Source organism: Streptosporangium sp. CA-115845 (genome assembly GCF_050943795.1).
Classification (GTDB): domain Bacteria; phylum Actinomycetota; class Actinomycetes; order Streptosporangiales; family Streptosporangiaceae; genus Streptosporangium.
This window is the reverse complement of sequence record NZ_CP191988.1, coordinates 9,597,079-9,623,319: the sequence shown is the minus strand read 5'-3', so window position 1 is coordinate 9,623,319 and position 26,241 is coordinate 9,597,079. Positions and strand designations below refer to the sequence as shown.

The window sequence follows — 26,241 nt, the reverse complement described above, 5'->3', positions numbered from 1 at the left end:
GGGGCTGCTGATCGCTATTCTCGGACTGCGGTACACGTATGTACGAGTTGAGGAGTTGTTGGTCGTGGCCGAGCTGCCGTTTCCGGATCTGGACCCGACCAGCGATCGGGCCGTCTTCCGGCAGATCGCCGATCACATCAGGCATACGATCGAGCGGGGCACTCTGGCCGAAGGTGACAAGGTGCCCTCGGAAGCTCGGCTCATGCAACACTACGGCGTCGCGCGGATGACCATTCGCAACGCGCTCCAGGTCCTCCAGGGTGAGGGGCTGACGGTGGCTGAGCATGGGCGTGGTGTCTTTGTCCGGTCTCATCCTCCGGTGCGGCGGCTGGCCTCCGACCGGTTCGCCCGTCGCCATCGTGAGCAGGGCAAGGCCGCGTTCATCGCGGAGACAGAGGGTGCGGGCGGGAAGCCGACCGTCGACTCCATCGAGATCACCGAGGAGCGGCCCTCTGCGGAGGTCGCCGGACTGCTCGGGATCAGCTTGGAAGATCATGTGATCGTCCGATCGCGCCGGTATCTGATCAATGGTCAGCCGGTGGAGACGGCCGTGTCGTATATCCCGGCGGAGATCGCGCGGGATACGCGGATCGCGCAGCCGGACAGCGGTCCGGGCGGGATCTACGCTCGGCTGGAGGAGTTGGGGTTCCGGCTGGATCGTTTCGTGGAAGAGATCCGGTCTCGGATGCCGCTGCGTGATGAGGTGCGGGCGCTGAAGCTGGCGCCGGGTGTTCCGGTGTTTCACCTGGTCCGTACGGCTTATGCCACCGATGGTCGTGCGGTGGAGGTGTGCGACACGGTGATGTCCAGCGATGCCTATGTGCTCTCGTACGAACTGCCTGCGCGATAGGACTTGACGTACTCCTCTAGAGGAGTCATAAATGACTTGCGTCCAAACTCCTATAGACGAGCAGACGTCTGGAGTAGCTGAATCCACGGCGTGAAGATCAGCACACCGAAGGGCTACGTCTTATGACCGATCAGTGCGTGTCCTGCGAAGGACGGGGGTGGAAGTACGTCAGCCCCCGGCGTGGACTCCTCGCCGGACCTGTTGGGGGCGCGCCCTCCATGCGGGTCCGCGACGACTGCTCGATGTGCCAGGGATTGACCACATCGCAGGCTCCGCGAGGACGGCAGTCGTGAGCAGGGCGCTGACGATGGGAGGTGTCTCCCCGGCGGAGACGGCCGAGTCGCTACAGACCGAACTCGATCACCTCAAGATCTCTTCTGATGTTCATGACGGTTACGGCCTGGCGCTGGTGTCGGTCTGGGTGGGCCTGGTCGTCTGGTGCGACGGTGACCGGTTCTGGTGGCGCACCGGGTTGGATGTGCGACGCGATCGGTTCGTCTACGCGTGGCACTGCTCGACCGAACCGGACCGTGCGGCTCGGCGGATCGCGTTCCAGTACGCGCTTTTGAGAAAGCAGCACTCTCCGGCCTGGCTGACTCCGGACATCGAAGGAATCGATCATGGGCCGCGTTGAGCCGCGAGCTTTGGCCGATGCCGGGCCTGTCGAAGAGCGGCAGGTCGATGACCTGGGCGTCGGTGATTACCTCGCCTTCGAATACAGTCCGGACGCTGCTCCGGCAGGGCTCAGGATGTCGCCGGTCCGGGTCGAGCACCGCACGCAAGCTCTTTCCTCGGAGGGCTGCGTGTGGGGGAGAGTCGCGGAGATCAGCCGGCGGCTCTGGCGCAGCTTTCCCGTGGTCGCCGAGATCCGAATGGTGTGGGTGCTGTGCGAGTTCGGCGACCAGTCATCGATCATCACGGGCGTCCCCCACAAGGGCGTGATCATGATGCGGCGTTCGCCCCTCTAGACGGGTGCGGCGGTGTGGTTCGCGAGGTCCGGGAGGGAAACCTCAACGTCCCGCACCGCCGCACTCCTTGTTCGTCCACGAAGAACAGCTGTACACGCTGAGTACCTGCTCTATGCTGACGATAAGTCGAGTAGTTGGGTTATTGAGATGTCTGTTTCCGGCGAGGAGTACGCGCCTCCGAAGTACGCCCAGATCGTTGCGGCGATCCGGCACAAGATCGCGGACGGCACCTATCCGCCGGGCTCTCTGCTGCCCTCGGAGACGCAGCTGATCCGGGAGTTCGCGGTCAGCCGTCCCACCGTCGTGCGGGCGCTTCAGGTGTTGCAGCTGCGGGGCTTCATCGACCGTGAGCACGGCAAGGGCTCGTATGTGAAGGCGGCTCCTCCGCTGGCCGAGGAGGACTTCTCCCGGCCTGGCCGTGCCGTCCTGGATCGGCCCGAAGCCAATCAGGGCGCATCGGTGCTGGAGGCGGGGCCGCGCCCGGCTCCCGCGAACATCGCGGCGGCGATGGCTCTGCCCCCGGAGGCGCCCATCATGATGCGCCGGGTCCTGCTGAGCGATGGCAGCGAACCGTGTGAGCTGATCACCTTGTGGTGCCCGATCGAGCTGGCCGAGGGGACCGACCTAGGTAAGGCGTTGCCGTTGATGGCGGGCATTCGCCAGCATGTCCAGGCGGTCAAGGGCCTGCGGCTGGATCACGTCATCGAGCGGTTGGCGGCTCGTCATCCGACAGCCGATGAGATCAAGCTGTTGAGGCTGGGGGAGACGGCGGCGGTGCTGGGGGTGGTGTCTCGGGTCTTCGCCGGGACTCGGCCCGTCATGGTCATCGAGGTGGCGCTCCCGGGGGTGCTTCATGAGCTGGAAGACACCTACACCTTGTGATGTGATGCAGGTCACATAGCAGAACGGAAACTCGTCTTGTCGAGTATCCGTTTACCGTTTACCTTCAACTCGACAGTACGAGTTACCGACAGTGCGACTACACAACAGGAGAAACATCATGGCCCTTCAAGGCCCGATCCCCGTCAGCTTCGCCCAGGTCTTCCCGCACGGCTGCTACGTCGTCGGTGAGGTCGAGCAGGTCAAGGACTTCACCGCCTCGACCGGCGGGCGCACGGTCTACGCCAAGGACAAGACCACCGGCGAACTCGTCTGGCAGGTCGCCGTCATGGACGCAGACCCCACCCTCAAGGCCGCACAGAAGACGGTGGCGGTCAAGATCCTGTCCCCGGTCCAGCCCGTTCCCCCGCCCCCGTTGCCCAACATGCCGTTCGTCCCGGTCGAGTTCGACGGCATGACCGCTACCGCCTACGTCGCCGAGAAGACCGGCCGCCTGGCCTGGTCTCTTCGGGCAACGGCGATGCGTGCTCCCCGTTCCGGCGCGGCTTCGGCCAAGGCTTCGGCCGGTAAGGACGTGGCGGCGTGAGTGAGCACAAGCCCTACACCTACGTCACTGCGTCGATTCGTGAGGGCGTCACCCGGTTCGATGTCTCCTTCTGTACCTCGGAGGTGTCGGCCAAGGCGTTCGGGGGCGACGGTGAGCGGCCGTTCCTGACCCTGTCCAGCGCTGAGGCACAGATGACGGTCACCACCACGGGCGGCGGGCCGGTCACCGAGCGGGACGTGACCCTCGCTCGGGAGATCTTCGCCGCTGCCGCGCGCTACCTGGCCGACTGCGAGCGCCTCCACGCCGACCAGGCGGCTACCCCGGTGCTGCCGGGCCTGGATGAGGTCGCGGCCTGACACGCAAGCGGGGCCGCTGGAACTGGCATTCCGGCGGCCCCTCGGTTCTCCCCAGACAGCGAATCAAGGAAGAGGGCTCAAGCCTAATGTTCAAAAAGCTGCCCGGTGACGAGGCTCGTACCCTCGTCTCCACGACCCCCGACACCGCCGTAGTGTTCCGCCCGGCCGTGGTCCACACCCCGGCCATCTTCACCATCACGATCTTTCTGTGGCGGCTGCTGGCTGGAGTGGTCCGGCTCGTCTGGCGTCACCCGGTCGCGGTGACCGTACTCGCCGTTCCCACTGTGCTCGGTGTCCTGTACGGCTGGCGCGTTGCCCTGGTCGTCGTCACCGTTCCCCTCTCGTTTCTGGCCCCGTGGCCGTTCTTCGATCGGGCCTCGTTCGATCGCTGGGTGGGCTGGCGGCTGCTGGCCTTCTGGCGCCTGGTGTGGGTCTACCGGCGGCACTGGCAACCGGTGATGATCGTTTCCGGGCTCGGCCGTCATCTCCAAGGCCGTGACTACCTGCCCCACCTCGTCGGCGTCTCCTGTACCTCCTGGGCTGACGTGATCACGGTGAAGATGATCAGCGGCCAGTCGGTCAAGGACTGGGCCGACCGCATCGACCATCTCGCCCACGGGTTCGGCGCCTCCTCCTGCCGGGTCGCCATCGTCCGAGCCGGTCGTCTCCAGCTGACCTTTCCCCGCCGTGACCCACTGGCCGTCCCGCTGTCGGCGGTTCCCCTCCCCGTCGTGGCGTCGGTGGGGCCGGTCGAGATCGGCAAGTGCGAGGACGGCCACCCCTACCGGCTCAAGGTACACGGGACGCACGTGCTGATCGCGGGCGCGACGGGTGCGGGCAAGGGGTCGTTCCTGTGGTCGGCCATCCGTGGTCTGCTCCCGGCGGTCCGGGCGGGCCTGGCTGAGGTGTGGGCGCTGGACCCCAAGCGGATGGAACTGTCCTACGGACGCGAGATCTTCGGCGACCGCTACGCCGCCGATCCGGCTGCCTGCGCCGATCTGCTGGAAGCAGCCGTGAAGATCATGCAGGAGCGGGCCGATCGCTACGCCGGACTCCAGCGCTCTCACACTCCCACCGTCGATGACCCGTTCGTCTTGGTGGTGGTCGACGAGGTGGCGTTTCTGACCGCCTACCAGTCCGACAAGGGCCTGAAACTGCGCATCTCCGCTGCCCTGGCCACCCTCACCACGCAGGGCCGCGCGGTCGGGTTCGGCGTCATGGCCGCGTTGCAGGACCCGCGCAAAGAGGTCATGAACATCCGCAACCTGTTCCCCGACAAGATCGCACTCCGGCTGGATGAGTCGGAACAGGTGGACATGGTCCTCGGTGACGGTGCACGCGATCGGGGCGCACTGGCCGATCACATCTCCCCGATCCCTGAGCAGGGCGCGGGCGTCGCCTACGTGCGGTTGGAGACCTCACCCGACCCCATCCGGGTCCGCGCGGCCTACGTCTCCGATGCTGACATCCGCGCCATGGCGGCCCTGATCACGAGCGACACCCTGCCGATCGAGATGGAGGGGGCGGCCTGATGCGGATCATCCTGCACGGCACCCCAGCCGAGATCGAGGGCTTGCCCTTGCGGCGGCTGCGGACCTTCGACGGCTCCGAGCTGGCCGAAGTGACGGTGATCGTTGACCTCGACTCCGCGCGGCTGCGCAAGCACCCCTACCGCGACTCCTACCGGATCTGCGCCGACCTCATCGACCCGAAGGGGGCCATGTGACCGACACCCCCGTCCACCTATCCACCCCCGCGACCGACACCCCGCCGAACGGCTCTGATCGCACCCTTCCCCGCTTGGTCCGGGACACCCTGCCCGTCGCCCTGGACGTGGCCATCGAGGTCGCCAAGCTCAACGGCGTGTGCATCCGCCCGATCGAGATGCGGCGCCTGGACACCCACACCGGCACCGTTGAGCCGTTCGACATCCCCTGCGGCACCACCCAAGAGGCCAAGTGCCCGCCGTGCGCCAAGCGCAACCAGCAGCTGCGCCGGGCGCAATGCCGGGAAGGCTGGCACCTGGACCACGAACCGATCGCCGAACCTCACCCCTCCACCGATGACCAGCGGTGGCTGATCGAGTTCCGGGCCGACGTACAGGCCAAGCGCGACGAGGCCGAACGCGACGGGGAAGACACCCTCGACTGGGACGAGGCCATCGCGGGCATCGATGCCGAGATCAACGCCGCAGGGATGCGCGGCAACGTCCTGGGCGGCCGAGCGACCCCGAAACGCTCACGCTCGACCAGGCGTCGCCAGGATGCGCCGGACCTGCCCAAGCGGGCCAAGCAGGACACCACCCTTGGACGAACGTTCATCGCGCCGGATGGCAGGGTGTACCGGCCGTCGCTGTTCGTCACGCTCACCCTGCCCTCGTACGGCAAGATCCGTTCCGGCCTGGGCGTGCCGGTCGATCCGAGCACCTATGACTACGCGGCGGCGGCTCGCGACGCCCTGCACTTCTCCAAGCTGGTGGACCGGTTCGTGCAGAACCTGCGCCGGGTGGCGGGCTATGACGTGCAGTATTTCGCCACGGTGGAACCTCAGAAGCGGTTCGCGCCGCATCTGCACATGGCCATCCGCGGGACGCTGCCCCGCGCGGAGATCAAGGCGATTGCCGCCGCGACCTATCACCAGGTGTGGTGGCCTTCGGTCGATGAGGTGAAGTTCGATGGCGATCACCTGCCGGTCTGGGCAGAGCGGGCCGACCTGGGCGACGGTGCCACCTACCCGGACGGCCAGAGCGGCGACTACCTCGACCCCGCAACCGGGGAACTGCTGCCCACCTGGGATGAGGCGCTTGACCAGCTCGACGCCGACGAGGCGGCCGAACCGCTGCACGTGGTCCGCTTCGGTCCTCAAGTCGATGTTCAGGGCATCGTCGCCGGATCGCCGGACGCGCACAAGCGCATCGGCTACCTCACCAAGTACCTGACCAAGAGCCTCGGCGACCCCCTCGACCCTGACGACCCCAGCACCGACGACCCCGCCCGCCGTGACCACGCCACCCGCATGGTCGAAGCGCTCCGGTACGAACCGTGCTCGCCGACGTGCCCGAACTGGCTGCGGTATGGCATTCAGCCCAAGGGGGCTAAGGCGGGCATGCTGCCGGGCCGGTGCAAGGGTAAGGCGCACAAGGCCGAACACCTCGGCTACGCGGGCCGTCGCGTCCTGGTCTCGCGCAAGTGGTCGAACAAGACCCTCCGCGAACACAAGGCCGACCGCCGGGCCTGGGTCCTCGACATGCTCGGCCTGCCCGATGACACCGTGACCGACTCGCACCGCTACGTCTGGCGGCCGGTCTCGACCAACGACCCCACCCGGACCCCGCTGGCCAAACGACTGCTGCGCGGAGTCGCCGACCGCCACCGCACCAAAGCACGCCTAGCCGAACTTCAAGCCAGAGCGGACGGCATCCCTGTTTCAGATCTTTCGGCAATCGGAGAGGCGGCCTGACATGGAACCACTGTTCTACCGGCCCAAGGATGCCGCCGTGGTTCTCGGCATCAGCCGTACGAGAGTGTTCCGGCTGATCAAGACCGGTGAACTCAAGTCGATCAAGGACGAGGGGTACCGGCTCGTTCCCCGGTGGGCGCTTCATGAGTTCGCCCGTGCTCTGGAATCCAAGGCGGGGCTTCCGGAGAGGGAGGCGGCGTGATGGCCGGCAGGAAGCCCAACAGCCGATCCTCGATCTATCTCGGCAAAGACGGCAAGTGGCACGGCTGGGTGACCATGGGCGTCAAGGATGACGGCACTCCCGACCGTCGCCACCGCAAGGGCAAGACGGAAGCGATCGTCACGGCCAGGGTGCAACAGCTGGAGAAACAGCGCGACTCGGGGAAGATCGACAAGGCCGGAACGAAGGTCCCCACGGTCGCCCAGTGGATACGGACCTACCTCGACGAGATCGCGCCCATGCGGGTTAGTTAGCTCACGCTGGACAGCACTTACCGGCCCAAGGCGGAATGGTGGATCATTCCCCGGCTCGGCGCGCATCGGCTGGATCGGCTTCGCCCCGATCACCTTGATGCCTTCTATGCCGGGCTGGTTAAGGAAGGGCTGTCGCCGAATACGATCTTGCAGATTCACCGGATCTTGTCACGCGCTCTCAAGCTGGCGGTACGGCGTGAACTGATCGCGCGCAACGTCTGCGGCATGATCGACGCGCCGACCGGTGAGGACAACGAGATTGAGCCGCTGCTCAGGGAAGAGGCGCAAGACATCCTGACCGTGGTGAAGGATCGCCGGAACGGTACGCGCTGGTCGGTGGCGCTCGCGCTGGGACTTCGGCAATCGGAGTCGCTGGGCCTGCGGTGGAAGTATGTGGACCTGGACAAGGGCGCGATCCGGGTGTTCTGGCAGATCAAGCGGCTTCGCTACCGGCACGGCTGTAAGGACCCGCACACCTGCGCCGCACGCCTCCATCGCTACCCCTGCCCGAAGGACTGTGCCAAGGCCAAGCGCACCTCTGGACGTCGGCACGTCTGCCTCACCGCGTGCCGCAAGAACTGCACCAAGCACGGGGGCGCGTGCCCGAAGTTCTGCGCCGTCGACTGTGCCAAGCACGCTCTTGCCTGCCCGGATCGTGTCGGGGGCTGGACGTTCACCAAGCCGAAGGGCAAGGGCAAACGGTCCATTGCCCTACCTCCTCCCCTGATCGCCCTTCTCAAGCTCCACAAGGAGTCTCAGAGGTTCGAACGGGAAGCGGCGGGGGACAGATGGCAAGACTGGGATCTCGTGTGGTGCACGCCGGACGGAAACCCGATCGATGCCGGGGACGACTGGGACGATTGGAAGGAACTCCTGCGACTCGCCGAGATCGACAAGGACGCCCGCGTTCACGACGCGCGCCACACGGCCGCGACGCTCCTGCTCGAACAGGGGGTGGACATCCGAGTGATTCAGGCGGTCCTCGGCCATTCCCAGCTCACCACGACCAAGCGGTACACCCACATCACGGAGACGCTCGCGATCGAGGCGGCGGGCCGGATGGGACGGGCGCTGTGGGACGGCTGACGGCAACGGGCTGGTCATAACTGCAACTGGAAATGCAACTGGGCAGGCTTCCCGATCATGGAAAATGGGAAGTCTGCCCAGCTCATTGGGGTAGGGCGCCTGGGACTCGAACCCAGAACCTACGGATTAAAAGTCCGCAGCTCTAACCATTGAGCTAACGCCCCGCAGGTGACAGCGTACCGAGGATAGTGTCCACTAACGTCCGTCGCCAGGCCCATTCGAGGGTACCTGTTCGCGGAGCGGCAGGTGGAGGGCGGAAACGGCTCCTGTTGGTCGGTTACGTCGCGTTGATGATCACCTCACCGTCACAGGGTCGGCAGCGGCACCCGCTCGGCGTAGTGGTGGGCGATCATCGCCCTGATCGGGGAGAGCAGCCGATATCTGCGACCCGACGCGGTCTCGAAGGGCAGCACCAGACCGCTGTCCACCAGCGCGGCCAGCGAGTTGAGCATCGGATGCCTACCGGCCGGTGGGTCGGTGTCCCGGCAGCCGGTCCCTGCCCCGTCGACGTCCCGGGCGCCGGCCCCTCCCGTGCCGTCCGGGGTGACGTCCTCCATGCCGAAGTCGCGGTGCAGGGTGGTCAGCCTGAGCAGCAGAGCCCGCTGGGGACCGGTGAGCTCGCGCCAGACCCGGTCCAGGCCGGCCGTGAAGCGTACGGCCGCGGGATTGGCGTCGTCGATGAGCGAACCCAGATCCGCGGCGGCCTGCCGGGCCAGCTCCCGTAGCGGAAAGGTCCGCAGCAGGGCGGCGAGGCTCTCGACGACGACGGGCAGCCCGTCCGCCTGCCGGCACAGCTCGCGCACGTAGGGCTGCTCCCGCACCGTCAGGACCAGCCCCGGTACGGCCTCGCCGGCCCGCCGGCGGAACAGCAGCTCCGCCGCGCCGAGGTCGAGCGGTCGCATCGCCCAGATGACCTCACCCGAGATGCCGAGCGGTCGGGAGGCGACCACCAGGACCGCCAGCGGGGTACGCCTCTCGATCAGCCGCTCCACGACGTCGCGTACCAGGTCAGGGGGGCAGCTGCCGCTGTCGATGACCAGCAGGGCGGTCTCCGTCTCGGGGAGCCCGTCTCTCGTCGGCCGGTCCGAGGCTGGCCGGTCCGAGGCTGGCCGGTCCGAGGTCGGCCGGTCCATCGCCGGTCCGTCCACTCTCCGGCCGCGTGCCGCCGTCTCGGTCAGCTCCAGACGGCGGACGTCGGTGTAGCGCCGCCCGGCGCCGTCGGCCGCGATCCGCGCGGCGAAACCGGTCTTGCCGACCCCCGGCGGCCCGATGACCGTGACGACGCGGTGCTCGGCGACCAGACCGGCCACCCGTGCGAGCTCGTCCTCCCTGTCCGGCGGGCGGTCGAAGCCGGGGCGGCGGGTGGCCGGACCTGTGCCGCCCAGGCCGTCGTCGTCCATCGGGTCGCTCAGGCAGGCCAGATGCGCCTGCCGCAGGAGCGTCCCAGGGCTGATCCCCAGCTCCGTGGCCAGCCGCCGCCGGATGCCGTCGTACACCAGGGCCGCCGCGCCCTGCCTGCCGACGGCCACCAGCGCCTCGATCAGGACCGCGTGCGCCGCCTCGTCCAGCGACTCGGGGTGACACAGCGGCTCGGCCAGTGCCACCGCGACCGCGGGGCGCCCCTGTCTGGTCGCCGCCCGTGCCGCGCGAATGGTCACCGCGTCGCGCTCGGTGAGGAGCGTGTCCGCCAGGCGGCTGTCGAACCGCTTGCCCGGTACGTTGGCGAACGGAAGGCCGCGCCACAGCCCCAGAGCCCTGGACAGTGACTCGAAGGACGCCTCGGACCCGGCCGTCCACTCGCGGAACAGCGCCAGGTCGGTGCGACCCGCGTCGAGGTGGTAGCCGGTGGCCGCCGTGACGATCCGCACCTCCGCCCCGTTCGCGCGCAGCCAGTTGCGCAGCCGAAACACGGCCAGGTGCAGGGCGCTTCTCGGGTCACGCGGCGGATCGTGCCGCCACAGCATGCCGATCAGCGACTCGGGGGAGAGCGGGGCTTCGGCCACCGCCAGCAGGCCCAGCAGGGCCCGCGGCAGCGGAGCCTGCGGACTGTCCAGGACCCCGTCCCTGACCAGGCCGACCGGGCCTAGCACGCCGACGTACTCTTTGCTCATCTGTACCCGTTCCCCCGGGCCGACAACGATTACAGCAGACAGAAAACGATCAAAGCGTTCTGGAAGGACGCCTCCCCAGGCACCCGGATTGACCATGATCGTAGGAAAAGGGGTAAATGTGAACCCTTACTACCTCCGGGACAGTGGAGTCGGCTGCCGGTAGCGCCGCAGCACCATCGCCCGTATCGGGATGAGCATGCGGTAGCGGCGGCCCGTGGCGCTCTCGAACGGCAGCACACAGCAGCGGTCGACGAGCGCGGCGAGCACACCCGGCACGCTGCCGGAGTTCAGCGGCGACTCGCCACACTCGGACATCGCGCGCCGCAGCCCGAAGTCGCCGGGGAAGGTGGCGACTCTGAGCAGCAGGGTCCGCTGCGGCCCGGACAGCTCCTGCCACACCTGGTCGAGGCCGGCGGCGAACCGGACGGCAGCCGGGTTGACGTCGTCGATGAGCGCTCCCAGGTCGCGTTCGGACTGCTCGGCCAGGACCGTCAGCGGGAAGGCCCGCATCAGCGAGGCCAGGCTCTCCACCACGGCCGGCACGCCGTCGGTCTGTGCGCACAGCCGTCGCAGGCCGGGCAGGTCGCCCGCGTCGAAGGTCAGGCCGGGCACGGCCTCGGCGGCTCTGGTCCGCAGCAACTGCTCGGCCGCGCCGGGATCCAACGGCGGCACGCTCCAGACGACCTCGCCCGACAACCCGAGCGGCCGTCGCGCCGTGACCAGCACCGTGAGGTCGGGTCTGGTCGCCGTCAGCCGCTCGGCCGCGGCCCGTGTCTCGCCCAGCCGTCCGTCGCAGTCATCGACGACCAGCAGCGCGGGCCCGGAGCCTTCGGGGGCCTCCAGCGGCTCGTGCGGCCGCACCACCCGCACCCCGCAGGGAAAGCGCCCGGCCTCCTGCGTGGCGAGCTCCTCGCAGAGGCGGGACTTGCCGATGCCCGGTGGGCCGATCGCGGTGACCAGCCTGTGCTCGCTCACCAGGGAGGCCAGCCCGGCGTGGTCCCGGTCCCGGCCGACGAGCCGCGCGCGCGACCTCGGCCTGCTCGCGCCGGCCATCTCGCCTCGGCCGCCGAGGCAGCGCCGATGCGCCTGCCGCAGCACCGTCCCCGGTTCGATGCCGAGCTCGACGGCCAGCCGTCGTCTGATCCGGGCGAACATCATGGCCGCGGCGCCCGGCCGGCCGGTGGCCACCAGACCTTCGATGAGGATCGCGTGCGCTTCCTCGTCCAGCGAGTCGCCCTGGCACAGCCGCTCGACCAGCCCGGTCGCCAGATGCGGCTGCCCCTCGTCGAGGGCCGCCCTGGCCGCCCGCCTGGTCACCGCGTCACGTTCGGCCAGCAGGGCGTCGATCAGACGGTTGTCGGAGCGCCGCTCGGGCACGTTGGTGAAGGGCCGCCCGCGCCACAGCCCGAGTGCCAGTGTGAGCGTCTCGTAGGTCGCGTCGGCGCGGCCCGCCTCGTACCGGAACGCCGCGAGATCGGTCAGGTCGTCGGTGAGGTCGAGGTGGTAGCCGTCGGAACCGGTGACGATGCGATGCCGCGCGCCCCCGGCCTCGCGCAGCCAGGTGCGCAACCTGCAGGCCGCGAGGTGGAGGGCGCCCTTGGGGTCGCGCGGCACCTGATCCTGCCATATGACGCGGATCAGCTCCTCGGAGGGCAGCGGCGCCCCCGCCGACATGGCCAGCAGGCCCAGGAGCGCCCGCAGCAGCGGTGCGGGCGGGCTGAGCACCATGCCGTCGCGGATCAGTCCGACGGGTCCCAGGAGGCCGACCGACACCCGGTTCATTCCCATCCGCCTCCGCAGCCGTCGACATCACTCATGCCGCCGATCGTGGGACAGATGGCTTTCCGCACGCTTTCCGCGACCTTTCGCCGCTACCCGGCCACCTTGACCGGCCATCGCGTCAACGGTGATCGTCAGACGAGTACGGGAGGACTGCGCGGCGCCGCCGGGCGAACATCACGACGAGAAACGTCACGACCACCACGAGCACCGCGACCCACGCCATGTTCCACCACGACACTCCCGGCGCGGGGGCGTTTTCCGGAAGCCCGAACGTGATCAGCGTGTCCTTGAGGAAGGAGTGTGCTTGCGACCACCCATGGCGTACGACGAGCGGCTGCGCGGGCGTGTGCACCCACGGCTCCGGTTCGGCGTACGGATAGACCTCCTGCACCACCTCGGTTCTCTCCTCACCCGGTATATGCCACACCAGCCGGTAGGCGGGACCCAGTTCGCCGACCGGCCGATCGGCCTGCGGGGCGCCCGGCAGCTCCGCCACCAAGACGGCGCCGATGCCGGACGCCTGGCGCAGCAGGTCCAGCCCCGCCGAGTTCGCCTCGCTGTCCGGTCTGATCTTCACGCCGCCGCCGAGCCCGGGACCGGTGAGGACCGCGCTGTCCGGTTCCTTCGCCCAGGCGACGCCACCGGCCGAGAACAGCAGGGCCGCCAGCACACCAAGCACGATCATTGTTCGCCGCATGTCCTTCATTACACGCGGCGCCCCCACGAGGTTCCAGGGAAAGAGGCATGATGGCCACCACCGTCGCCCAAGTCGTCAGGGTCGCACCTGACGGCGGACGGGCACAGATCACCCTTCCCGATGAGGCGGGGGTGCTGAACTGGCACGCTCGTACCCGGATGGCCGGCCCGCGCCTGATGCGCGACTTCGATCTGGCCCAGGCGGGCCAGCACCTCGTCGTCCCGCGCAAGATCTTCCCCGGCGGCCGGACCGAGGTGTCCCGCCGCAAGGGCTTCGATCTGGTGTTGTACGAGGCGGCCGACCGCTCCGACAGCTGCCTGGTGTGGGCCGGGCCCTACAACGAGGCCACCACCTGGTTCGGCGCGCCCGCTCCGCGCACCGCGGTGCTCAACCGCCTGGTGTCGAGCGTCGTCTTCACCGACACCCCCGAGGGCGCGCTGCTGTCCCCGGCGAAGGGAACGGCGATCGAGCAGTTCTCCACCAACGTCTACGGCGAGAACGACCACCTGCTGATCGCGGTCCAGGACGCGCGGATCGCCCGGGAGTCGGTACCGGAGTGGCGCGGAGCCCAGCAGGGCGACACCGAGGTGTGGAAGGAGGCCCTCGACCTCGACCCCGAGCAGAAGGCCGCCCTGGCGGGCACCCCCTACGAGTGGCGCTACCTCTACGCCAACGCCACCGCCGTCTTCGAGGTCATCCTGCGGATGCGGGCCGGCGGCGCCGGGCTGCGCTCCACCGGCAACGAGGAGCGCGCCACCGCCGTCCTGTCCGGCCTGCGGGTGGCGTGGGCCACATGAGCCTGCCCCTCGCGCTCTCCCTGCTCGCGCTGCTGCTGTCGCTGTTCGCGGTGGTCGCCGTAGGCGGACTGTACTTCCGGCTACGGCTGCTGGAGCGTACCGCGCTCGATCCGGGAGGTGCCCTGTTCGCCGACGAGGTCCGGCAGGCGCCCGCGGCGCTGTGGCCGCGCGGCGAGCACATCGGAACCCTGGCCCTGCTGCTGGACGTCGGCTGTACCACCTGCCACACGCTGTGGGACGCGGCCGGTCCACTCGGCACGTCCGGCGTGCGGGTGGTCGGCCTGGCCGCCGGCGCGCAGGCCGCCGCCGCCTTCGAGGGGCCCGGTGAGCTGCTGGTCGACCCCGACCTCTGGGCCGAGCTCTACGAGGGGTACAGCCCCGCCGCCTACGCCATCGACCGCCAGGGCGCGGTCACCGGACGCCGCTTCGTGTACGCCGAATCCGACGTGCCAGCCCTCCTGGCCGAACTCCTGCCCGTCCCCGCGTCCTCAGGGAGCAACAATGCGCATTGACCACATCCCCGTCAAGGGCGGCGAGCCGCCGACCGGAGCCGAGCCCAGCCGGGTCCGACCGCTGATCAGGGAGTTGCGCCCCTCGCGCCGCACCGCGCTGAAAAGCCTGGCCGTCGGCGCCGTGACAGCCGCCCTCGTCCCCCTGGAGTGGGTCTTCACCAAGGGCATGGCCCTGGCGGGGCCGACGTCGGAGTGGACGGGCGCCGGCTGTGCCGACTCCTACCCCAACGGGTATACCCAGCAGGCCAACAACTGGTGGAGCAGCGGCGCCGCCACCTGTTTCGGCGGCTGGCGGCGCGGCTCCTATCCGTGCGCCAGCGGCTGGCACTTCGAGGGCTGGCGCGGCTACTCCGACGAGGGCTACACCTCCAACCGCATCGCCACCGCCTGCGGCAGTGGCGGTACCAAGAAGAACGCGTGGCGCTGGACCACCAGCGGCCTCGTCTACCGCTGCTCCGACGCGACCACCACGTGTGTCTGGAACAGTGGTGAGCGCTACACCGCCCTCACCATCGCCATGTGTCGGGTATGACGGGTCTGCGCGCGTTCCTTCTTCACCCCGTCGCCGTCGCGCTGCCGATCGTGCTCGGCGCGATCGGCCCCGCGGCGGCATGGGGTCCGGCGGTCCTGCTCTTTCTGTGGGCCGGGCTGAACGCCGGGTACGCCAACTCCGGCAGCACTTGAAGCCACAACTCGGCGTTCCTGCTGAGCGCGTCGGTCTGGCGCGGTTCCGGTGCGGTGTTCTACTTCGGGCTCGGCCTGCTCCTGGGCGCGAGCACCGTCGCGTTTGTCGCGGGCGTGTTCGGTGGCGTGGTCCAGGCGCTCGTACCCGCCCCCGTACGGCTCGGGGCGCTCGCCCTGCTGGCGGCCGTCGTGTTCGCCAGGGAGACGGGGCTGGCCTCCTTCCGGGTGCCGGAGAACCGGCGGCTGGTGCCCGAGCACGTCCTCCACAAGGGACGGGTCATCGGGGGAGTGCAGTTCGGGTTCGAGATGGGCACGGGCATGCGCACCTACTCCCCGTCCGCGCAGCCTCACCTGGTGCTGGCCGCCATGGTGCTGGCGCTGCCGTTCGGCGGCGCGCTCGCGGCCGGCGTCGGCTTTGCCCTGGCCCGCTGGGTCATGGCCGCGGCCAGCATGGCGCACAGCGACGACGGGTCGTGGACGGCGGCCTGGAAACGCAACCAGCGGCGGCTGGCGGTGGCGACGGCCGTGACCACGATCGGCTCGCTGGTGGCCGGCCTGGCGATCTCTGGGTGACCCGGCCGCGGCGTCAGGTGACAGCGTGCCGAGGCCGGTGTCACCTGGCGTCTGGCGCCGGGCCCGTTCACGGTCACCTGTTCGCGGAATGGACAGGTGGCGGGCGGGAACGGCTCCTAGAGTGGCAGGCATGACGAGCTCGGGGCTTGAGCCCGCCCGCAACGCCCGTGTCTCCACTACCTCCGCCACCTCCGTGCGGCAGGGGTATGTCGTGGTCGACGTGGAGACCACGGGTTTCTCACCGTCCAGGGGCGACCGGATCTGCGAGATAGCGCTCATCTCGCTGAACGCCCAGGGCGAGACCGTCGACGAGTGGCACTCGCTGGTCAATCCGAGGCGCGGCACCGGGGCCGTGCACGTCCACGGCATCACCGGTGCGATGGTCGCGGGCGCGCCGGTGATCGAGGAGTTGCTGGACGAGGTCTGGCAGCGGATCGCCGGCCGGGTTCTGGTGGCCCACAACGCCTCCTTCGACCTGCGCTTCCTGCGGTACCTGCCGGGCAGCGAGTGGGTGACCGAGACCCTGTGCACGCAGCGGCTGGCACCGGGCTTCATCCCCGACGGCAGGTGGACGCTCGCCGCCTGCTGCGAGCGCGCGGGTATCCCGCTCCTCGGGGCCCACGCCGCGCTGGCCGACGCCCGTGCCACCGCCGAGCTGCTCCGGTTCTACCTGCGCACGGGAGTCTCCTGGGCGGAGGAGCTGGAGCGGGCGGCCCAGGCCCCCGAGTGGCGCCCCTGCGGCCTGCCCCAGCGCCACCCCCGCCGGAGGTAGCGCCGGACCTTCAGCGGTAGGCGGGGATGCCGGTCAGCGCCTCACCGAGCACGAGCGTGTGGATCTCCTGGGTGCCCTCGTAGGTCAGCACGCTCTCCAGGTTGTTCATGTGCCGGATCACCGGATACTCCAGCGTGATGCCGTTGCCGCCCAGGATGGAGCGTGCCTGGCGGGCGATGTCCAGGGCGGCGCGGACGTTGGCGAGCTTGCCGAAGCTGACCTGGCGGGGGGTGAGGGTCCCCGCGTCCTTGAGGCGGCCCAGATGGAGCGCGGTGAGCTGTGACTGTCCCACCCCGACGTACATCCAGGCGAGCTTCTCCTGGGTCAGCTGGAAGCCGCCGATGGGCCTGCCGAACTGGATACGGGAGGTGGAGTAGTCGACCGCGGACTCCAGGCAGGCGCGGGCGGCCCCCACCACGCCCCACAGGATGCCGAAGCGCGCCTCGGACAGGCAGGACAGCGGGCCCTTCAGGCCGCGCACCCCGGGCAGTACGGCGGAGGCGGGCAGGCGGACGTCGTCGAAGTAGAGCGACGAGGTCACCGAGGCCCGCAGGGACATCTTCCGGTGGATCTCCGGGGCGGTGAAGCCAGGGGTGTCGGTGGGCACCACGAAGCCGCGGACGCCGTCCTCGGTCTGCGCCCAGACCACCGCGACGTCGGCGATCGAGCCGTTGGTGATCCACATCTTGGCGCCGTTGAGTATCCAGTCGCCCGAGGGGTCCAGCTTGGCGTGGGTGCGCATGCCGGCCGGGTCGGAGCCGTGGTCGGGCTCGGTCAGGCCGAAGCAGCCGATCGCCTCGCCCGCGGCCATCCGGGGCAGCCACTCGTCCCGCTGCTCGGCGGAGCCGTACTTCCAGATCGGGAACATCGCGAGCGAGCCCTGCACGGAGACGAACGACCGCAGTCCGGAGTCTCCCGCCTCCAGCTCGCGGCAGGCCACCCCGTACGAGACGGCGTCGAGGCCCGCGCAGCCGTACCCTTCCAGGTGCATGCCCAGCACGCCGAGCGAGCCGAGCGCCGGGGCGAGCTCGCGGGCGGGGAAGGTGGCCTCCTCGAACCAGTCGCCGATATGAGGAAGCACCCGGTCCGCGACGAAGTCCCGCACGGTGTCGCGGATGAGTCGCTGCTCCTCGGAGAGCGTGTCGTCAATACGCAGGAGGTCGTCCATGGGTTTTCCTCTCTGTTCTGCCCTGTCAGGGTATTGCCGGGACGAACAGGGGGGACGTCAGGGTTGCGCCAGGGGAAGTCCCGATGTGATGAGGACCCGCCACGGGGCAGTCTTAATACATGAACGAAAACGACTTTTCCGGCGTCAAGCAGCTCCGCAGGACCAGGGACGGGCGCATCATCGCCGGTGTGGCCTCCGGCCTCGGACGCTACATCGGGGTGGACCCCAACATCATCCGCGCGGCCCTCGCCGTCGCCACCTTCTTCGGTGGCCTCGGAGTGGCGATCTACGCGATCGGCTGGGTGCTCCTGCCCGAGGAGAACAAGGACAGGTCGGTCCTTCAGGACCTGATCGACAAGAACAAGGACAACCCGATCTGGGTGGACGCCAAGACCAAGGCCGAGCAGGGCTGGGCCAAGGCGACCAGCCAGCACCGCGCCCCGCACCAGGCACCGCACCAGCAGGCCCCCGAGTATCCCCCCTACCAGGCTCCCCAGCCCCCTTCGGCCCCGTACGGCACGGTGCCGCCGCGTAGCGACGACCCCCGCACCCAGGGGTGAGTCAGGAGTTCGCCTCGGCGCGAACCCTCTCGATGATCTCCCTGCGGGATCCCCTCCAGAGCACGGCCAGCGCGGCCGCCACGGTGAGTCCGGTCGCGCCGGCCAGTGCCACCACCATCTCGGGGCCGAGGTGGTCGGCCGCGGCCCCGCCTACCAGGATCCCGACGCCCTGGGAGGCCAGCAGGCCCGACTGGACCAGCCCGAATGCCTGTCCCCGCCGCTCGGCGGGGACGCACTGCACGAACGCGGCGTTGGCCGCGAGTTGGTAGGCCCCGCCCAGCCCCGAGACGAACCAGAGCAGCAGCACCACGGGCAGCGGCGGCCGCGCCGCGCACAGGATCAACGGTGCGCAGGTCAGCATCGCCATCCAGCCCATCGACCGCAGCCGGTTCGACGGGCTGACGTAGCGGCTGAACAGGAACGCGCCGACGACGGTACCGGTGGGCATGGCCCCCATCAGCAGACCGGTGACCAGGGAGAGCTGCTGGGGATTTCCGGTCAGCTCACCGGCGTACGGGGCCGCGATCCCCTCGGGGAGCACGTAGAAGCCGCAGAGCCAGGCGAAGAGCACCAGCGTCCGTAGCCGGGGGTCGCCGAAGACCAGCCTGGCGCCGGCGCGGGTCATCGTCCACATCGAGGGCCGGCTCTCGTCGGCGGAGATGGGGGCGGGGCGCCGTCGTACGCCCGAGACGATGATGAGCGCGGAGGCCAGGTAGGTCGCCGCGTCCAGGGCCAGCGCGCGGTACGGCCCCATTCCCATGATCAGGAAGCCGCCGACGGCGAAGCCGAGCATCTGCGCACCCTGATTGGTCATGTTCTGCAGGGCGGAGCCCGCGACGTAGCGGTCGCCGGTGAGCAACTCCGGCAGGAGCGCCGCCCGCGCCGCCGAGAACGGCGCGCTGAGCAGCACCACGCAGAAGACCAGCGCGCACAGCATGGCGAACGAGGTGCCGGGGATCGCCATGAGCGCGACCAGGAGGGCCCTGAGCACGTCACAGACGAGCATGATGCGCCGGCGGGCGTGGCGATCGGCGAGCCCCGCGAGGAGCGGCCCGCCGATGATCGGTGGCAGGTAGGTCAGGGCATAGACCGACGCCGTGGCCAGGGGCGAGTCCGTCCGCTCGAAGACCAGGACGGACAGCGCCACCCGGGAGAGCTGGTCGCCGAGCAGGGAGAGCCCCTGGCCGATCCAGAGCGCGCGGAACTCGCCGATGGCGATGACCTCGCCGTAGGTCGCTTGGCGTTCCGCCGGACGGCGGTGCCGCCCGGGTAGTCGGCCGGACTTGGTCGCCGCCATAGGACTCCGCTGAGCTCGCAGGCACACTGACTGTGGGTGTTCACTGTGTAACCTACGGTGCCTGCTGTGAGGCCGACGCGCAACCGAAAGCAATCAAGCGCATGCAAACCGTGATGATAAGCTGTGATATTTCAGGAACGGTGGTTTTGATGTGTTGTACGGGGCTAGTTACCAGCCCAGCTCGTGCAGCCGGTCATCGTCGATGCCGAAATGGTGGGCGATTTCGTGGACGACCGTTATCTGCACTTCTTCGATGACCTGCTCCTCGGTCTCGCAGATCGAGCAGATCGGCCTGCGGTAGATCTCGATCCGGTCGGGTAGCACTCCTGCGTACCAGTCGCCACGTTCGGTCAGGGGAATGCCGGTGTAAAGACCTAGAAGATCTGGTTCGGGCGGGTCGTCGACGACGACGAGCACCACGTTGTCCATAACTTTCGTCAACTCGGGGGGAATGGTGTCCAGAGCCTCGGCCACAAGCTCCTCAAACTTCTCCCGCGAGATCTCGATCACACCTGTCATTCTGCCCCGGTGTTCCCGGGGCAGAGGTGGAGGCCCATGAAATTCGCTGATTGGACCCAGAGGACCCGCCGGCTCGCCACCGGTCGCGCGGGCAGGCGGATCGCCCGCACCACGGCCGTCGCCGCCGTCGCACTGGCGGGTGCGTGGCTCGGCATCATGCTCGGCGGGGCGGTGCGGTCCAATGTCGGTCCGGTGGAGCTCGGCATGTCCGCAGAGCCCTCGTGGTCCGGGGAGACCGTGTTGGACGCTCACCCTTTCGGCACACTTCTGTTCGACACGCACGACGCCCCGGTCGGCCTCCGGGTGACCCTGGAGAACATCAACCCCGACCGGGCACGCGGGTTCCTGGACGACCCGAGGCTCTCGGCCGACCGGCTCCCCGCGCTCCTGGAGGAGGAGCTGGGCAACGGAGTCAGGACGCTGATCGTGCGCGCCGCCTTCTGCGGCCTGGCGGGTGCCCTGGTCACGTCCCTGATCGTCTTCCGCCGCCCAGGACCTGCCCTCGCGGGCGCGCTGGGCGTCGCCGTCGCGATCGCCGGCACGGGCGCCGCCGTCGCCCTGACCTTCCGGCCGGACTCCGTGGTGGAACCCAAGTACACCGGCCTGCTGGCAGGCGCTCCGACGCTGGTCGGCGACGCCGAGTCGATCGTGACCAGGTTCGAGTCCTACCGGGTCCAGCTCGCCAAGCTCGTCAACAACGTCTCCCAGCTCTACGACGTCGTCTCCGCGCTGCCGGTCTATGACGCCGACCCCACCTCGATCCGGATACTGCACGTCTCCGACATCCACCTCAGCCCCATCGCCTGGAACCTCATCCGCTCGGTCACCACCCAGTTCAAGATCGACGCGATCATCGACACCGGCGACCTGACCGACCACGGCACCGGCCCCGAGGACAAGTTCGTCGAGGAGATCGGCACCTTCGGCGTCCCGTACGTCTTCGTCAGGGGCAACCACGACTCCATGACCACCCAGCGGGCCGTAGGCAGGCAGAAGGGCGCGGTCGTCCTCGACGACTCGGCCAAGACCGTGGCGGGGCTGCGCGTCTACGGCCTGGGAGACCCCCGGTTCACCCCCGACAAGTCCGTCTCCGTCGACTCCAACCTCGAATCCCTCGACGCGCTGGGCCGCTCCCACGCCGCCAGGCTGGCCCGGCTCCCCAAGCAGGTCGACCTGATCGCCGTGCACGACCCGACGATCGCCAAGGGGTTCTCCGGCGCGGCCCCGATGATCCTCACCGGCCACTCGCACGAGCGATCCACCGAACTGCTGCCCTCCGGCAGCCGCCTCCTGGTCCAGGGGTCCACCGGCGGCGCCGGGCTGCGAGCCCTCGAACACGACGAACCCACCCCTGTCGCGGCCTCGGTCCTGTACTTCGACGCCGACACGCATCGCCTGAGGGCCTGGGACGACATCACCCTGGGAGGGCTCGGCGAGCAGTCGGTTCAGATCCAACGTCACGTTGAGACCGAGCCTGGCCGTACAATTTCTTCTGTGCCGACGATTACCCCGTCTCCAACGGGGTCCATCATCGTCACACCGACGCCGTAGGCCGGAAAGCCGCTTTGGCAACGGGGCAAAAGTCCCCTATGCTTCAGAGGTCTCCAGCGGAGCACGGCGACGGAACGGGACGCAAGTCCCGAGCCCCCATCGTCTAGTGGCCTAGGACACCGCCCTTTCAAGGCGGCGACACGGGTTCGAATCCCGTTGGGGGCACGGCAGAGCCAAGGCTCGCCAGGGAAACGGCAGGTCGAAGACCTCCGAAGAACTGGTAGGCTGGCAAAGCCAGAAAGGCGGGGGACAAAAGCCCCAGCCAAGCAAGGTCCTGTAGAGCAGTTTGGAGTGCTCGCCACCCTGTCAAGGTGGAGGTCGCGGGTTCAAGTCCCGTCAGGACCGCTTAGGTCAGGTAGCTCAGTCGGTACGAGCGTCCGCCTGAAAAGCGGAAGGTCGGCGGTTCGACCCCGCCCCTGACCACAACAACTGAGCAGCACAAACGCCCCGAGCCAATAACGGCCCGGGGCTTTTTGATGTCCAGTGACAGCAACACTGACAGCAACGGCCACTAAGTTGCGGCTGCTTCTACGCCGCTGACTGTCGCTCTCGATGCTCGTAGCCGTGCCAGTCACAGCTGGGGCATCGCTTCAGGCCTGCTGCATCCTGTCTACCAGCTCAAGCCGCCTGATCCGGCGGCATCGGAGGCCAGCTACCGGAACGTGGTATTCCGAGCGTCCATAGCCCCCGGGTGTCCCTCGCACTATCACTGAGAGTCCGGCGCGAAACTCTTCCTCCTGTAAGCGCAAAAGTAGTTCTGGCATAAGACCGAGCAACTTTTCCACTACAGCAATTAAGTCTTTCCGGGCAGTCGACATTATTAGATCCTCTCTAACGATATATCTAGAGTGTATCGCGATATATCGCATTCTAGCTTGGCGCTGGACGGTTAGGCAAGTGTCGAGGAGCGCGGGTAAGGCAAACGCCCCGAGACGGTAAGGTCCCGGGGCGATACAAGATCGAAATGGAGTTACCGGAGAGCATCCCCGAGCTTGCCGAGGGCGTTGCGCTTGTCGTCGAGGGAGACATGGGCGTAGATGGTCATGGTGACCTCGATGTCGCTGTGGCCGACGATGTCGCGGACGACCTGGGGCGGGACGCCGAGGTTGATCGGCACGCCAGCATTGCCGTTCACCGGCAACGAGGTGATCGGTGGCGAATGTCGAAATTAGTAAATATCGAGGTAGCCGCCGGTGAGCTGAGCAATTCGTATGGCAGCGTCAAGATGTGCAGCCCGATGGAGAAGGTCCACAAGGAGGGGCACCCTGAACGTTCGAGAACCGATCTGGTACATGATGATCTCGTCGTCAGGCACCATCTCCACCCAGCGGATTGAGAGTGACCTCAGCTCCTTTGAGAACGCCGCCAGCTCCTCATGTTTGACCAGCAGTTCCTCATGGCGCAGACGAGCGAGGATGGGAAGTTTGATGAGCTGCGCCTGTTTCAGCCAGTAGTGAGTGATCGTGCCGTTGCTGCCGAGAGCCGCCTCGTAGAGTTCTCGCGGCTCGTCAGACCCATCATCGGGCCCGTAGGCGGAGACGGAGTATGACACCCTGCCGAGGGTACCGACCCCTGGTTCTCTGCCGATCTTGCTAACACAAACGCTAACAACGGTCCTGAACGACTATGGACAACGCTGGATCGCAGGACCGCGTCGGACCCGCTCAACCAGGGCCGCAAGACGGCTGTGGACGACTCGTAATGAAGTGGTCGCAAGTGGAGCTACGACCGCGGTGTATCCAGGGCCGTCTATGGCGTACCTGTCGAGCGAATGTGCAGGCGAACTAAGCTTCTGACCATGAAGCGCTCGGCGATTGCAGTGCTTGTGGCTGCCGGTGTGTGGGGCGGTGCTCTGCTCGTTCCCGTCGCTTTCTTCGTGCTGAACTACGGGTGTGATGCCGACGATGACCGGCTCGTCGCCTCCCTCGGCATCCTCGATGTTCGTCCGGCAAGCGCGACACCGCAGGAGGGACGCGACAGCTCTTGCGAGAAGGACGATCGGATCACGACCGTCCGGCAGACCTACCGTCCCTTGGGCCCGCGAGCCGACGTGCTGCCCTTCTACCGAGACGTCGCGCTCAAGAACGGGTGGACACCCCCTCCGGAGGATGACGGTGAAGGGGTGTACTGCTTCACCAAGTCCGTCGAAGGAAGGAATGTCGAGCTCTTTGTGCAGTTTGTGGATGCGACGGGAGAGGAGTACGGCGATGACTACGAAGTACTCGTGAGCACTTCCGCGGCCGGCCTGAGCTGGTGGTGTTGACACCGCGGAGTTTTTGAACGCTTCGAGCCTCCACCGCCGGCTACGGGAGGTGGGGCTGACGACAACGGTGACGACAACATCGGCCACCGCGAGCATACGTCGGCAGCCGTCCACAGCCCTCCGACCTCGTGTCCGTAGAGAGAAGCAGGGTGATCGTTCCGCCTGAAAAGCGGAAGGTCGGCGGTTCGACCTCGCCCAGCCAGCCGGACACACCCGCTGTCTCCTGTCGAGGTCTCGCTCAGATCCGGTAGGCGGCGAGGAACACGCGGACTCCTTCGTCGGCGAAGCGTTGCAGGTCTGCTGGGGTGTACTGCTGTTCGTCTCCGAAGAACATGGCCTTGTCCATCGGCTGAGACAAGATCATCCAGGCGAACTGGCTGGCGGCCAGGTGCGGGTCGTCGATCCGTAGCAGGCCCCGGCCGGCCAGCTTCTGGAAGGTGTCGGCGAGCGCGTCCATCGTGCGTCCCGGTGCCCGCAGGTAGTAGTCGCGCGCAACCGCGGGGAAGCGGCCGGCCTCGGCGATGAGGAGTCTGCGCAACTGCAGTGTTCGCGGCTGGATGACCACGGTGATGTAGCGGCGGGCGATCTCGCTCAGGTCCTCCTCCAGGTTCTCGGTGCCGGCGAACTCGGTGACGGCGTCGGTGAAGTCGCCGACCCGATCGGTGGCGCCGAGGACGATCGCGCTGAACAGCTGTTCCTTGTCGGTGAAGTGCTTGTAGACGGTCTGCTTGGACACCGAGGCCAGGGCGGCGACCTCGTCCATGCTGGTGCCCTGATAGCCGTTGCGCAGGAACAGCTCGGTGGCCGCCTCCATGATCACCCTGCGTTTGCGGGCCGAGCGGCCCTCCTCTTGGGGCGGGGTCGTCTGTGTCAGGTCTGTCATATCCGCTCCTCTTCTCGCCTCCACTTTAGTACTAGACGGACCAGTACTCAAATGAGTACTATACGGTCCAGTACTAGAGCTAACCGAGAGGAAACCTCATGAACAAGGTCATCTCCGCCGACGGCACCCCCATCGCCTACGACCGGACCGGTGAGGGGCCGGCGGTCGTCCTGATCGGTGGCGGGCCCACCGACCGGTCGACGAACACGCCGGTGGCCGACCTGCTGGCCGATGGCTTCACCGTGTACAACTACGACCGGCGTGGCCGGGGCGAGAGCGGCGACACGCACCCGTACACGGTGGAGCGCGAACTGGAGGACCTGCAGGCTTTGATCACCGAGGCGGGCGGGTCGGCGATGGTGTACGGCACCTCCGGCGGCGGGTTGCTCGCCATCCGGGCCGCGGCGCACGGCCTGCCCATCACCAAGCTGGCGCTGTGGGAGGTGCCCTACATCCTCCCCGGCACCCGCCCGGCCGTCCCCGCCGACTATCGCGACCAGCAGTTCGCGCTGCGCGAGCAGGGCCGTTACGGCGACATGCTGGAGCTGTTCTTCCTGGAGGCGGTGCTCATGCCGGCCGAATTCGTCGCCGGGATGAAGGCCAGCCCGTTCTGGGAGGGGATGGGCGCCACAGCGCCCGCCCTGGCCTACGACGCCGAGCTCGCCGGCGACTTCACCCTGCCCGCCGAACACCTGGCCGCCCTCACCGTCCCCGCGATCGTGATCGACGGCGCGACCATTCCGTGGATCAGCGCTGCCGCCGAGGCGATCGCCACCGCCCTGCCCAACCCCCGCCGCCGCACCCTGACCGGTCAGCCCCACAACGTCGACCCGGCGGCCATCACCCCCGTCCTGGCCGAGTTCTTCGCTGCCTGAAACCGCTCTGTGCCGGTCACTCCGGCGCGAAGCGGCTCACCACCCCATAGGAGACGGCATGAGGAAAATCATCGCGCAGCTGTTCGTGTCCGTGGACGGCGTCATGGAGGCCCCCGAGGATTGGCACTTCCCCTACTACGACGAACAGATGGGCGACGTGGTCGCCGAGCAGTTTCACCAGGCCGACACCCTGCTGCTCGGGCGGGCCACCTATGAGGTGTTCGCCGCCTCCTGGCCACAGCGCGGTAGCGAGGTGCCGCTGGCGGAGCGGATCAACGCCATGCCCAAGCTGGTCGCTTCCACAACCTTGGACACGGTGCGGTGGCACAACTCCACCCTGATCGGCGGCGACGTCGCCACCGAGCTCACCAAGCTCAAGAAGGAACCAGGAAACAACATCACCATCAGCGGCAGCCCCACCCTGGTCCAGTCACTGCTGCGTGAGAACGTCCTGGACGAACTCCAGTTGCTGGTCCATCCCATCGTCCTGGGCCACGGCCGGCGCCTTTTCGCAGACGGTCGGCGGACGCCGTTGCGGTTGATCGACTCCGCGAGATTCAACACCGGAGTCCTTCATCTGACCTATCAGCCCGTGCTTGATTCGTAGAAGGGCAGTA

Annotated in this window: 32 protein-coding genes and 4 tRNA genes; 26 read left to right on the top strand and 10 right to left on the bottom strand. The window is 68.0% G+C overall.

Translation table 11 applies throughout. The features are described 5' to 3' along the window. Window positions 1-64: 64 nt before the first annotated feature. The 12 genes from ACQP0P_RS45665 (at window position 65) to ACQP0P_RS45610 (ending at window position 8,580) form a co-directional block, all read left to right on the top strand. Window positions 65-850 carry a GntR family transcriptional regulator gene (locus tag ACQP0P_RS45665; RefSeq protein WP_433368852.1) on the top strand — a complete coding sequence of 262 codons (786 nt, stop codon included), beginning with the start codon at window positions 65-67 and terminating at the stop codon, window positions 848-850. A gap of 289 nt (window positions 851-1,139) precedes the next feature. Next, window positions 1,140-1,484, top strand: coding sequence for a hypothetical protein (locus ACQP0P_RS45660; protein ID WP_433368849.1), 345 nt, complete (start codon window positions 1,140-1,142; stop codon window positions 1,482-1,484). Beyond that, window positions 1,471-1,818, top strand: a complete 348-nt coding sequence (locus ACQP0P_RS45655) for a hypothetical protein (protein ID WP_433368846.1) — start codon at window positions 1,471-1,473, stop codon at window positions 1,816-1,818. Before ACQP0P_RS45660 ends, ACQP0P_RS45655 begins: the two co-directional genes overlap by 14 nt. Before the next feature lie 147 nt (window positions 1,819-1,965). Then, complete coding sequence (locus ACQP0P_RS45650; protein ID WP_433368843.1) at window positions 1,966-2,700, top strand: GntR family transcriptional regulator; 735 nt, start codon at window positions 1,966-1,968, stop codon at window positions 2,698-2,700. Between the two features lie 118 nt (window positions 2,701-2,818). Next, window positions 2,819-3,244: a plasmid replication, integration and excision activator gene (locus ACQP0P_RS45645; protein WP_433368840.1), complete on the top strand. Its 426-nt coding sequence runs from the start codon at window positions 2,819-2,821 to the stop codon at window positions 3,242-3,244. Next, window positions 3,241-3,561, top strand: coding sequence for a hypothetical protein (locus tag ACQP0P_RS45640; protein ID WP_433368837.1), 321 nt, complete (start codon window positions 3,241-3,243; stop codon window positions 3,559-3,561). Before ACQP0P_RS45645 ends, ACQP0P_RS45640 begins: the two co-directional genes overlap by 4 nt. Before the next feature lie 86 nt (window positions 3,562-3,647). Beyond that, entirely contained in the window at window positions 3,648-5,093 is a 1,446-nt protein-coding gene (locus tag ACQP0P_RS45635; RefSeq protein WP_433368834.1) for an FtsK/SpoIIIE domain-containing protein, read from the top strand. Next, entirely contained in the window at window positions 5,093-5,287 is a 195-nt protein-coding gene (locus ACQP0P_RS45630; protein WP_433368831.1) for a hypothetical protein, read from the top strand. Before ACQP0P_RS45635 ends, ACQP0P_RS45630 begins: the two co-directional genes overlap by 1 nt. Then, window positions 5,284-7,020 (top strand): replication initiator, encoded by a 1,737-nt coding sequence (locus tag ACQP0P_RS45625; protein WP_433368828.1) that lies wholly within the window; start codon window positions 5,284-5,286, stop codon window positions 7,018-7,020. The genes ACQP0P_RS45630 and ACQP0P_RS45625 overlap by 4 nt, the downstream gene beginning before the upstream one ends. A gap of 1 nt (window position 7,021) precedes the next feature. After that, window positions 7,022-7,222 carry a helix-turn-helix domain-containing protein gene (locus ACQP0P_RS45620; RefSeq protein ID WP_433368825.1) on the top strand — a complete coding sequence of 67 codons (201 nt, stop codon included), beginning with the start codon at window positions 7,022-7,024 and terminating at the stop codon, window positions 7,220-7,222. Further along, window positions 7,222-7,494, top strand: a complete 273-nt coding sequence (locus ACQP0P_RS45615) for a hypothetical protein (RefSeq protein ID WP_433368822.1) — start codon at window positions 7,222-7,224, stop codon at window positions 7,492-7,494. Before ACQP0P_RS45620 ends, ACQP0P_RS45615 begins: the two co-directional genes overlap by 1 nt. 165 nt (window positions 7,495-7,659) lie before the next feature. Next, entirely contained in the window at window positions 7,660-8,580 is a 921-nt protein-coding gene (locus ACQP0P_RS45610; RefSeq protein ID WP_433368819.1) for a tyrosine-type recombinase/integrase, read from the top strand. Window positions 8,581-8,671: 91 nt separating this feature from the next. Here ACQP0P_RS45610 and ACQP0P_RS45605 read toward each other — a convergent pair. From ACQP0P_RS45605 to ACQP0P_RS45590, 4 genes are all read right to left on the bottom strand, one after another. Next, window positions 8,672-8,744: transfer RNA gene (locus tag ACQP0P_RS45605), tRNA-Lys, on the bottom strand. 141 nt (window positions 8,745-8,885) lie between these two features. After that, on the bottom strand, window positions 8,886-10,691 hold the full coding sequence (locus tag ACQP0P_RS45600) for an AfsR/SARP family transcriptional regulator (RefSeq protein ID WP_433368816.1): 1,806 nt from the start codon (window positions 10,689-10,691) through the stop codon (window positions 8,886-8,888). A gap of 129 nt (window positions 10,692-10,820) precedes the next feature. After that, window positions 10,821-12,473, bottom strand: coding sequence for an AfsR/SARP family transcriptional regulator (locus ACQP0P_RS45595; protein ID WP_433368813.1), 1,653 nt, complete (start codon window positions 12,471-12,473; stop codon window positions 10,821-10,823). Window positions 12,474-12,591: 118 nt separating this feature from the next. After that, window positions 12,592-13,170: a hypothetical protein gene (locus ACQP0P_RS45590; RefSeq protein WP_433368810.1), complete on the bottom strand. Its 579-nt coding sequence runs from the start codon at window positions 13,168-13,170 to the stop codon at window positions 12,592-12,594. A gap of 47 nt (window positions 13,171-13,217) precedes the next feature. Between ACQP0P_RS45590 and ACQP0P_RS45585 the strand changes: the two genes are divergently transcribed. The 6 genes from ACQP0P_RS45585 (at window position 13,218) to ACQP0P_RS45560 (ending at window position 16,508) form a co-directional block, all read left to right on the top strand. Then, on the top strand, window positions 13,218-13,967 hold the full coding sequence (locus ACQP0P_RS45585; RefSeq protein WP_433368807.1) for a hypothetical protein: 750 nt from the start codon (window positions 13,218-13,220) through the stop codon (window positions 13,965-13,967). Then, window positions 13,964-14,479: a hypothetical protein gene (locus ACQP0P_RS45580; protein ID WP_433368804.1), complete on the top strand. Its 516-nt coding sequence runs from the start codon at window positions 13,964-13,966 to the stop codon at window positions 14,477-14,479. Before ACQP0P_RS45585 ends, ACQP0P_RS45580 begins: the two co-directional genes overlap by 4 nt. Beyond that, window positions 14,469-15,011: a hypothetical protein gene (locus tag ACQP0P_RS45575; protein ID WP_433368801.1), complete on the top strand. Its 543-nt coding sequence runs from the start codon at window positions 14,469-14,471 to the stop codon at window positions 15,009-15,011. Before ACQP0P_RS45580 ends, ACQP0P_RS45575 begins: the two co-directional genes overlap by 11 nt. Then, window positions 15,008-15,163 (top strand): hypothetical protein, encoded by a 156-nt coding sequence (locus ACQP0P_RS45570; protein WP_433368798.1) that lies wholly within the window; start codon window positions 15,008-15,010, stop codon window positions 15,161-15,163. The genes ACQP0P_RS45575 and ACQP0P_RS45570 overlap by 4 nt, the downstream gene beginning before the upstream one ends. A gap of 54 nt (window positions 15,164-15,217) precedes the next feature. After that, entirely contained in the window at window positions 15,218-15,736 is a 519-nt protein-coding gene (locus ACQP0P_RS45565; RefSeq protein WP_433368795.1) for a hypothetical protein, read from the top strand. Between the two features lie 130 nt (window positions 15,737-15,866). Then, on the top strand, window positions 15,867-16,508 hold the full coding sequence (locus ACQP0P_RS45560; RefSeq protein WP_433368792.1) for a 3'-5' exonuclease: 642 nt from the start codon (window positions 15,867-15,869) through the stop codon (window positions 16,506-16,508). Between the two features lie 10 nt (window positions 16,509-16,518). Here the strand turns inward: ACQP0P_RS45560 and ACQP0P_RS45555 are convergent, their stop codons facing one another. Then, complete coding sequence (locus ACQP0P_RS45555) at window positions 16,519-17,676, bottom strand: acyl-CoA dehydrogenase family protein (protein ID WP_433368789.1); 1,158 nt, start codon at window positions 17,674-17,676, stop codon at window positions 16,519-16,521. Window positions 17,677-17,795: 119 nt separating this feature from the next. Here ACQP0P_RS45555 and ACQP0P_RS45550 point away from each other — a divergent pair, with 119 nt between their 5' ends. Next, window positions 17,796-18,236, top strand: coding sequence for a PspC domain-containing protein (locus ACQP0P_RS45550; RefSeq protein ID WP_433368786.1), 441 nt, complete (start codon window positions 17,796-17,798; stop codon window positions 18,234-18,236). A gap of 1 nt (window position 18,237) precedes the next feature. On the opposite strand, the gene ACQP0P_RS45545 is transcribed toward ACQP0P_RS45550, so the two are convergent. Beyond that, entirely contained in the window at window positions 18,238-19,533 is a 1,296-nt protein-coding gene (locus tag ACQP0P_RS45545; protein WP_433368783.1) for an MFS transporter, read from the bottom strand. Between the two features lie 168 nt (window positions 19,534-19,701). Then, window positions 19,702-20,052 (bottom strand): metallopeptidase family protein, encoded by a 351-nt coding sequence (locus ACQP0P_RS45540; protein ID WP_211263868.1) that lies wholly within the window; start codon window positions 20,050-20,052, stop codon window positions 19,702-19,704. A gap of 36 nt (window positions 20,053-20,088) precedes the next feature. On the opposite strand from ACQP0P_RS45540, the gene ACQP0P_RS45535 reads away from it, so the two are divergent. The 4 genes from ACQP0P_RS45535 to ACQP0P_RS45520 all read left to right on the top strand — a co-directional run bounded on the left by ACQP0P_RS45535 (window position 20,089) and on the right by ACQP0P_RS45520 (window position 22,026). Beyond that, window positions 20,089-21,603: a metallophosphoesterase family protein gene (locus ACQP0P_RS45535; protein ID WP_433368779.1), complete on the top strand. Its 1,515-nt coding sequence runs from the start codon at window positions 20,089-20,091 to the stop codon at window positions 21,601-21,603. A gap of 92 nt (window positions 21,604-21,695) precedes the next feature. Further along, window positions 21,696-21,768 (top strand) — tRNA-Glu (locus ACQP0P_RS45530). Window positions 21,769-21,873: 105 nt separating this feature from the next. Then, a tRNA-Asp gene (locus tag ACQP0P_RS45525) sits at window positions 21,874-21,948 on the top strand. Window positions 21,949-21,952: 4 nt separating this feature from the next. After that, a tRNA-Phe gene (locus ACQP0P_RS45520) sits at window positions 21,953-22,026 on the top strand. A 547-nt stretch (window positions 22,027-22,573) separates the two neighbouring features. Here the strand turns inward: ACQP0P_RS45520 and ACQP0P_RS45515 are convergent. Both ACQP0P_RS45515 and ACQP0P_RS45510 read right to left on the bottom strand, forming a co-directional pair. Beyond that, complete coding sequence (locus tag ACQP0P_RS45515; RefSeq protein WP_433368776.1) at window positions 22,574-22,738, bottom strand: hypothetical protein; 165 nt, start codon at window positions 22,736-22,738, stop codon at window positions 22,574-22,576. A 33-nt stretch (window positions 22,739-22,771) separates the two neighbouring features. Beyond that, a complete protein-coding gene (locus ACQP0P_RS45510) occupies window positions 22,772-23,155 on the bottom strand; it encodes a hypothetical protein (RefSeq protein ID WP_433368773.1) in 384 nt (127 codons plus the stop codon). Window positions 23,156-23,401: 246 nt separating this feature from the next. Here ACQP0P_RS45510 and ACQP0P_RS45505 point away from each other — a divergent pair, with 246 nt between their 5' ends. Next, window positions 23,402-23,866, top strand: coding sequence for a hypothetical protein (locus tag ACQP0P_RS45505; RefSeq protein WP_433368770.1), 465 nt, complete (start codon window positions 23,402-23,404; stop codon window positions 23,864-23,866). A gap of 238 nt (window positions 23,867-24,104) precedes the next feature. On the opposite strand, the gene ACQP0P_RS45500 is transcribed toward ACQP0P_RS45505, so the two are convergent. Further along, on the bottom strand, window positions 24,105-24,749 hold the full coding sequence (locus tag ACQP0P_RS45500; RefSeq protein WP_433368767.1) for a TetR/AcrR family transcriptional regulator: 645 nt from the start codon (window positions 24,747-24,749) through the stop codon (window positions 24,105-24,107). A gap of 98 nt (window positions 24,750-24,847) precedes the next feature. Here ACQP0P_RS45500 and ACQP0P_RS45495 point away from each other — a divergent pair, with 98 nt between their 5' ends. Then, window positions 24,848-25,624: an alpha/beta fold hydrolase gene (locus ACQP0P_RS45495; protein ID WP_433368764.1), complete on the top strand. Its 777-nt coding sequence runs from the start codon at window positions 24,848-24,850 to the stop codon at window positions 25,622-25,624. Between the two features lie 58 nt (window positions 25,625-25,682). Then, window positions 25,683-26,231, top strand: a complete 549-nt coding sequence (locus tag ACQP0P_RS45490) for a dihydrofolate reductase family protein (RefSeq protein WP_433368761.1) — start codon at window positions 25,683-25,685, stop codon at window positions 26,229-26,231. Window positions 26,232-26,241: the final 10 nt, after the last annotated feature.

Bases quoted from the DNA above. Each gene is read 5' to 3' on its own strand.
- ACQP0P_RS45655 (WP_433368846.1), top strand. From the start codon at position 1,471: ATGGGCCGCGTTGAGCCGCGAGCTTTGGCCGATGCCGGGCCTGTCGAA.
- ACQP0P_RS45650 (WP_433368843.1), top strand. From the start codon at position 1,966: ATGTCTGTTTCCGGCGAGGAGTACGCGCCTCCGAAGTACGCCCAGATC.
- ACQP0P_RS45645 (WP_433368840.1), top strand. From the start codon at position 2,819: ATGGCCCTTCAAGGCCCGATCCCCGTCAGCTTCGCCCAGGTCTTCCCG.
- ACQP0P_RS45635 (WP_433368834.1), top strand. From the start codon at position 3,648: ATGTTCAAAAAGCTGCCCGGTGACGAGGCTCGTACCCTCGTCTCCACG.
- ACQP0P_RS45630 (WP_433368831.1), top strand. From the start codon at position 5,093: ATGCGGATCATCCTGCACGGCACCCCAGCCGAGATCGAGGGCTTGCCC.
- ACQP0P_RS45620 (WP_433368825.1), top strand. From the start codon at position 7,022: ATGGAACCACTGTTCTACCGGCCCAAGGATGCCGCCGTGGTTCTCGGC.
- ACQP0P_RS45615 (WP_433368822.1), top strand. From the start codon at position 7,222: ATGGCCGGCAGGAAGCCCAACAGCCGATCCTCGATCTATCTCGGCAAA.
- ACQP0P_RS45600 (WP_433368816.1), bottom strand. From the start codon at position 10,691: ATGAGCAAAGAGTACGTCGGCGTGCTAGGCCCGGTCGGCCTGGTCAGG.
- ACQP0P_RS45595 (WP_433368813.1), bottom strand. From the start codon at position 12,473: ATGAACCGGGTGTCGGTCGGCCTCCTGGGACCCGTCGGACTGATCCGC.
- ACQP0P_RS45590 (WP_433368810.1), bottom strand. From the start codon at position 13,170: ATGCGGCGAACAATGATCGTGCTTGGTGTGCTGGCGGCCCTGCTGTTC.
- ACQP0P_RS45585 (WP_433368807.1), top strand. From the start codon at position 13,218: ATGATGGCCACCACCGTCGCCCAAGTCGTCAGGGTCGCACCTGACGGC.
- ACQP0P_RS45580 (WP_433368804.1), top strand. From the start codon at position 13,964: ATGAGCCTGCCCCTCGCGCTCTCCCTGCTCGCGCTGCTGCTGTCGCTG.
- ACQP0P_RS45575 (WP_433368801.1), top strand. From the start codon at position 14,469: ATGCGCATTGACCACATCCCCGTCAAGGGCGGCGAGCCGCCGACCGGA.
- ACQP0P_RS45570 (WP_433368798.1), top strand. From the start codon at position 15,008: ATGACGGGTCTGCGCGCGTTCCTTCTTCACCCCGTCGCCGTCGCGCTG.
- ACQP0P_RS45560 (WP_433368792.1), top strand. From the start codon at position 15,867: ATGACGAGCTCGGGGCTTGAGCCCGCCCGCAACGCCCGTGTCTCCACT.
- ACQP0P_RS45555 (WP_433368789.1), bottom strand. From the start codon at position 17,676: ATGGACGACCTCCTGCGTATTGACGACACGCTCTCCGAGGAGCAGCGA.
- ACQP0P_RS45550 (WP_433368786.1), top strand. From the start codon at position 17,796: ATGAACGAAAACGACTTTTCCGGCGTCAAGCAGCTCCGCAGGACCAGG.
- ACQP0P_RS45545 (WP_433368783.1), bottom strand. From the start codon at position 19,533: ATGGCGGCGACCAAGTCCGGCCGACTACCCGGGCGGCACCGCCGTCCG.
- ACQP0P_RS45540 (WP_211263868.1), bottom strand. From the start codon at position 20,052: ATGACAGGTGTGATCGAGATCTCGCGGGAGAAGTTTGAGGAGCTTGTG.
- ACQP0P_RS45535 (WP_433368779.1), top strand. From the start codon at position 20,089: ATGAAATTCGCTGATTGGACCCAGAGGACCCGCCGGCTCGCCACCGGT.
- ACQP0P_RS45505 (WP_433368770.1), top strand. From the start codon at position 23,402: ATGAAGCGCTCGGCGATTGCAGTGCTTGTGGCTGCCGGTGTGTGGGGC.
- ACQP0P_RS45500 (WP_433368767.1), bottom strand. From the start codon at position 24,749: ATGACAGACCTGACACAGACGACCCCGCCCCAAGAGGAGGGCCGCTCG.
- ACQP0P_RS45495 (WP_433368764.1), top strand. From the start codon at position 24,848: ATGAACAAGGTCATCTCCGCCGACGGCACCCCCATCGCCTACGACCGG.
- ACQP0P_RS45490 (WP_433368761.1), top strand. From the start codon at position 25,683: ATGAGGAAAATCATCGCGCAGCTGTTCGTGTCCGTGGACGGCGTCATG.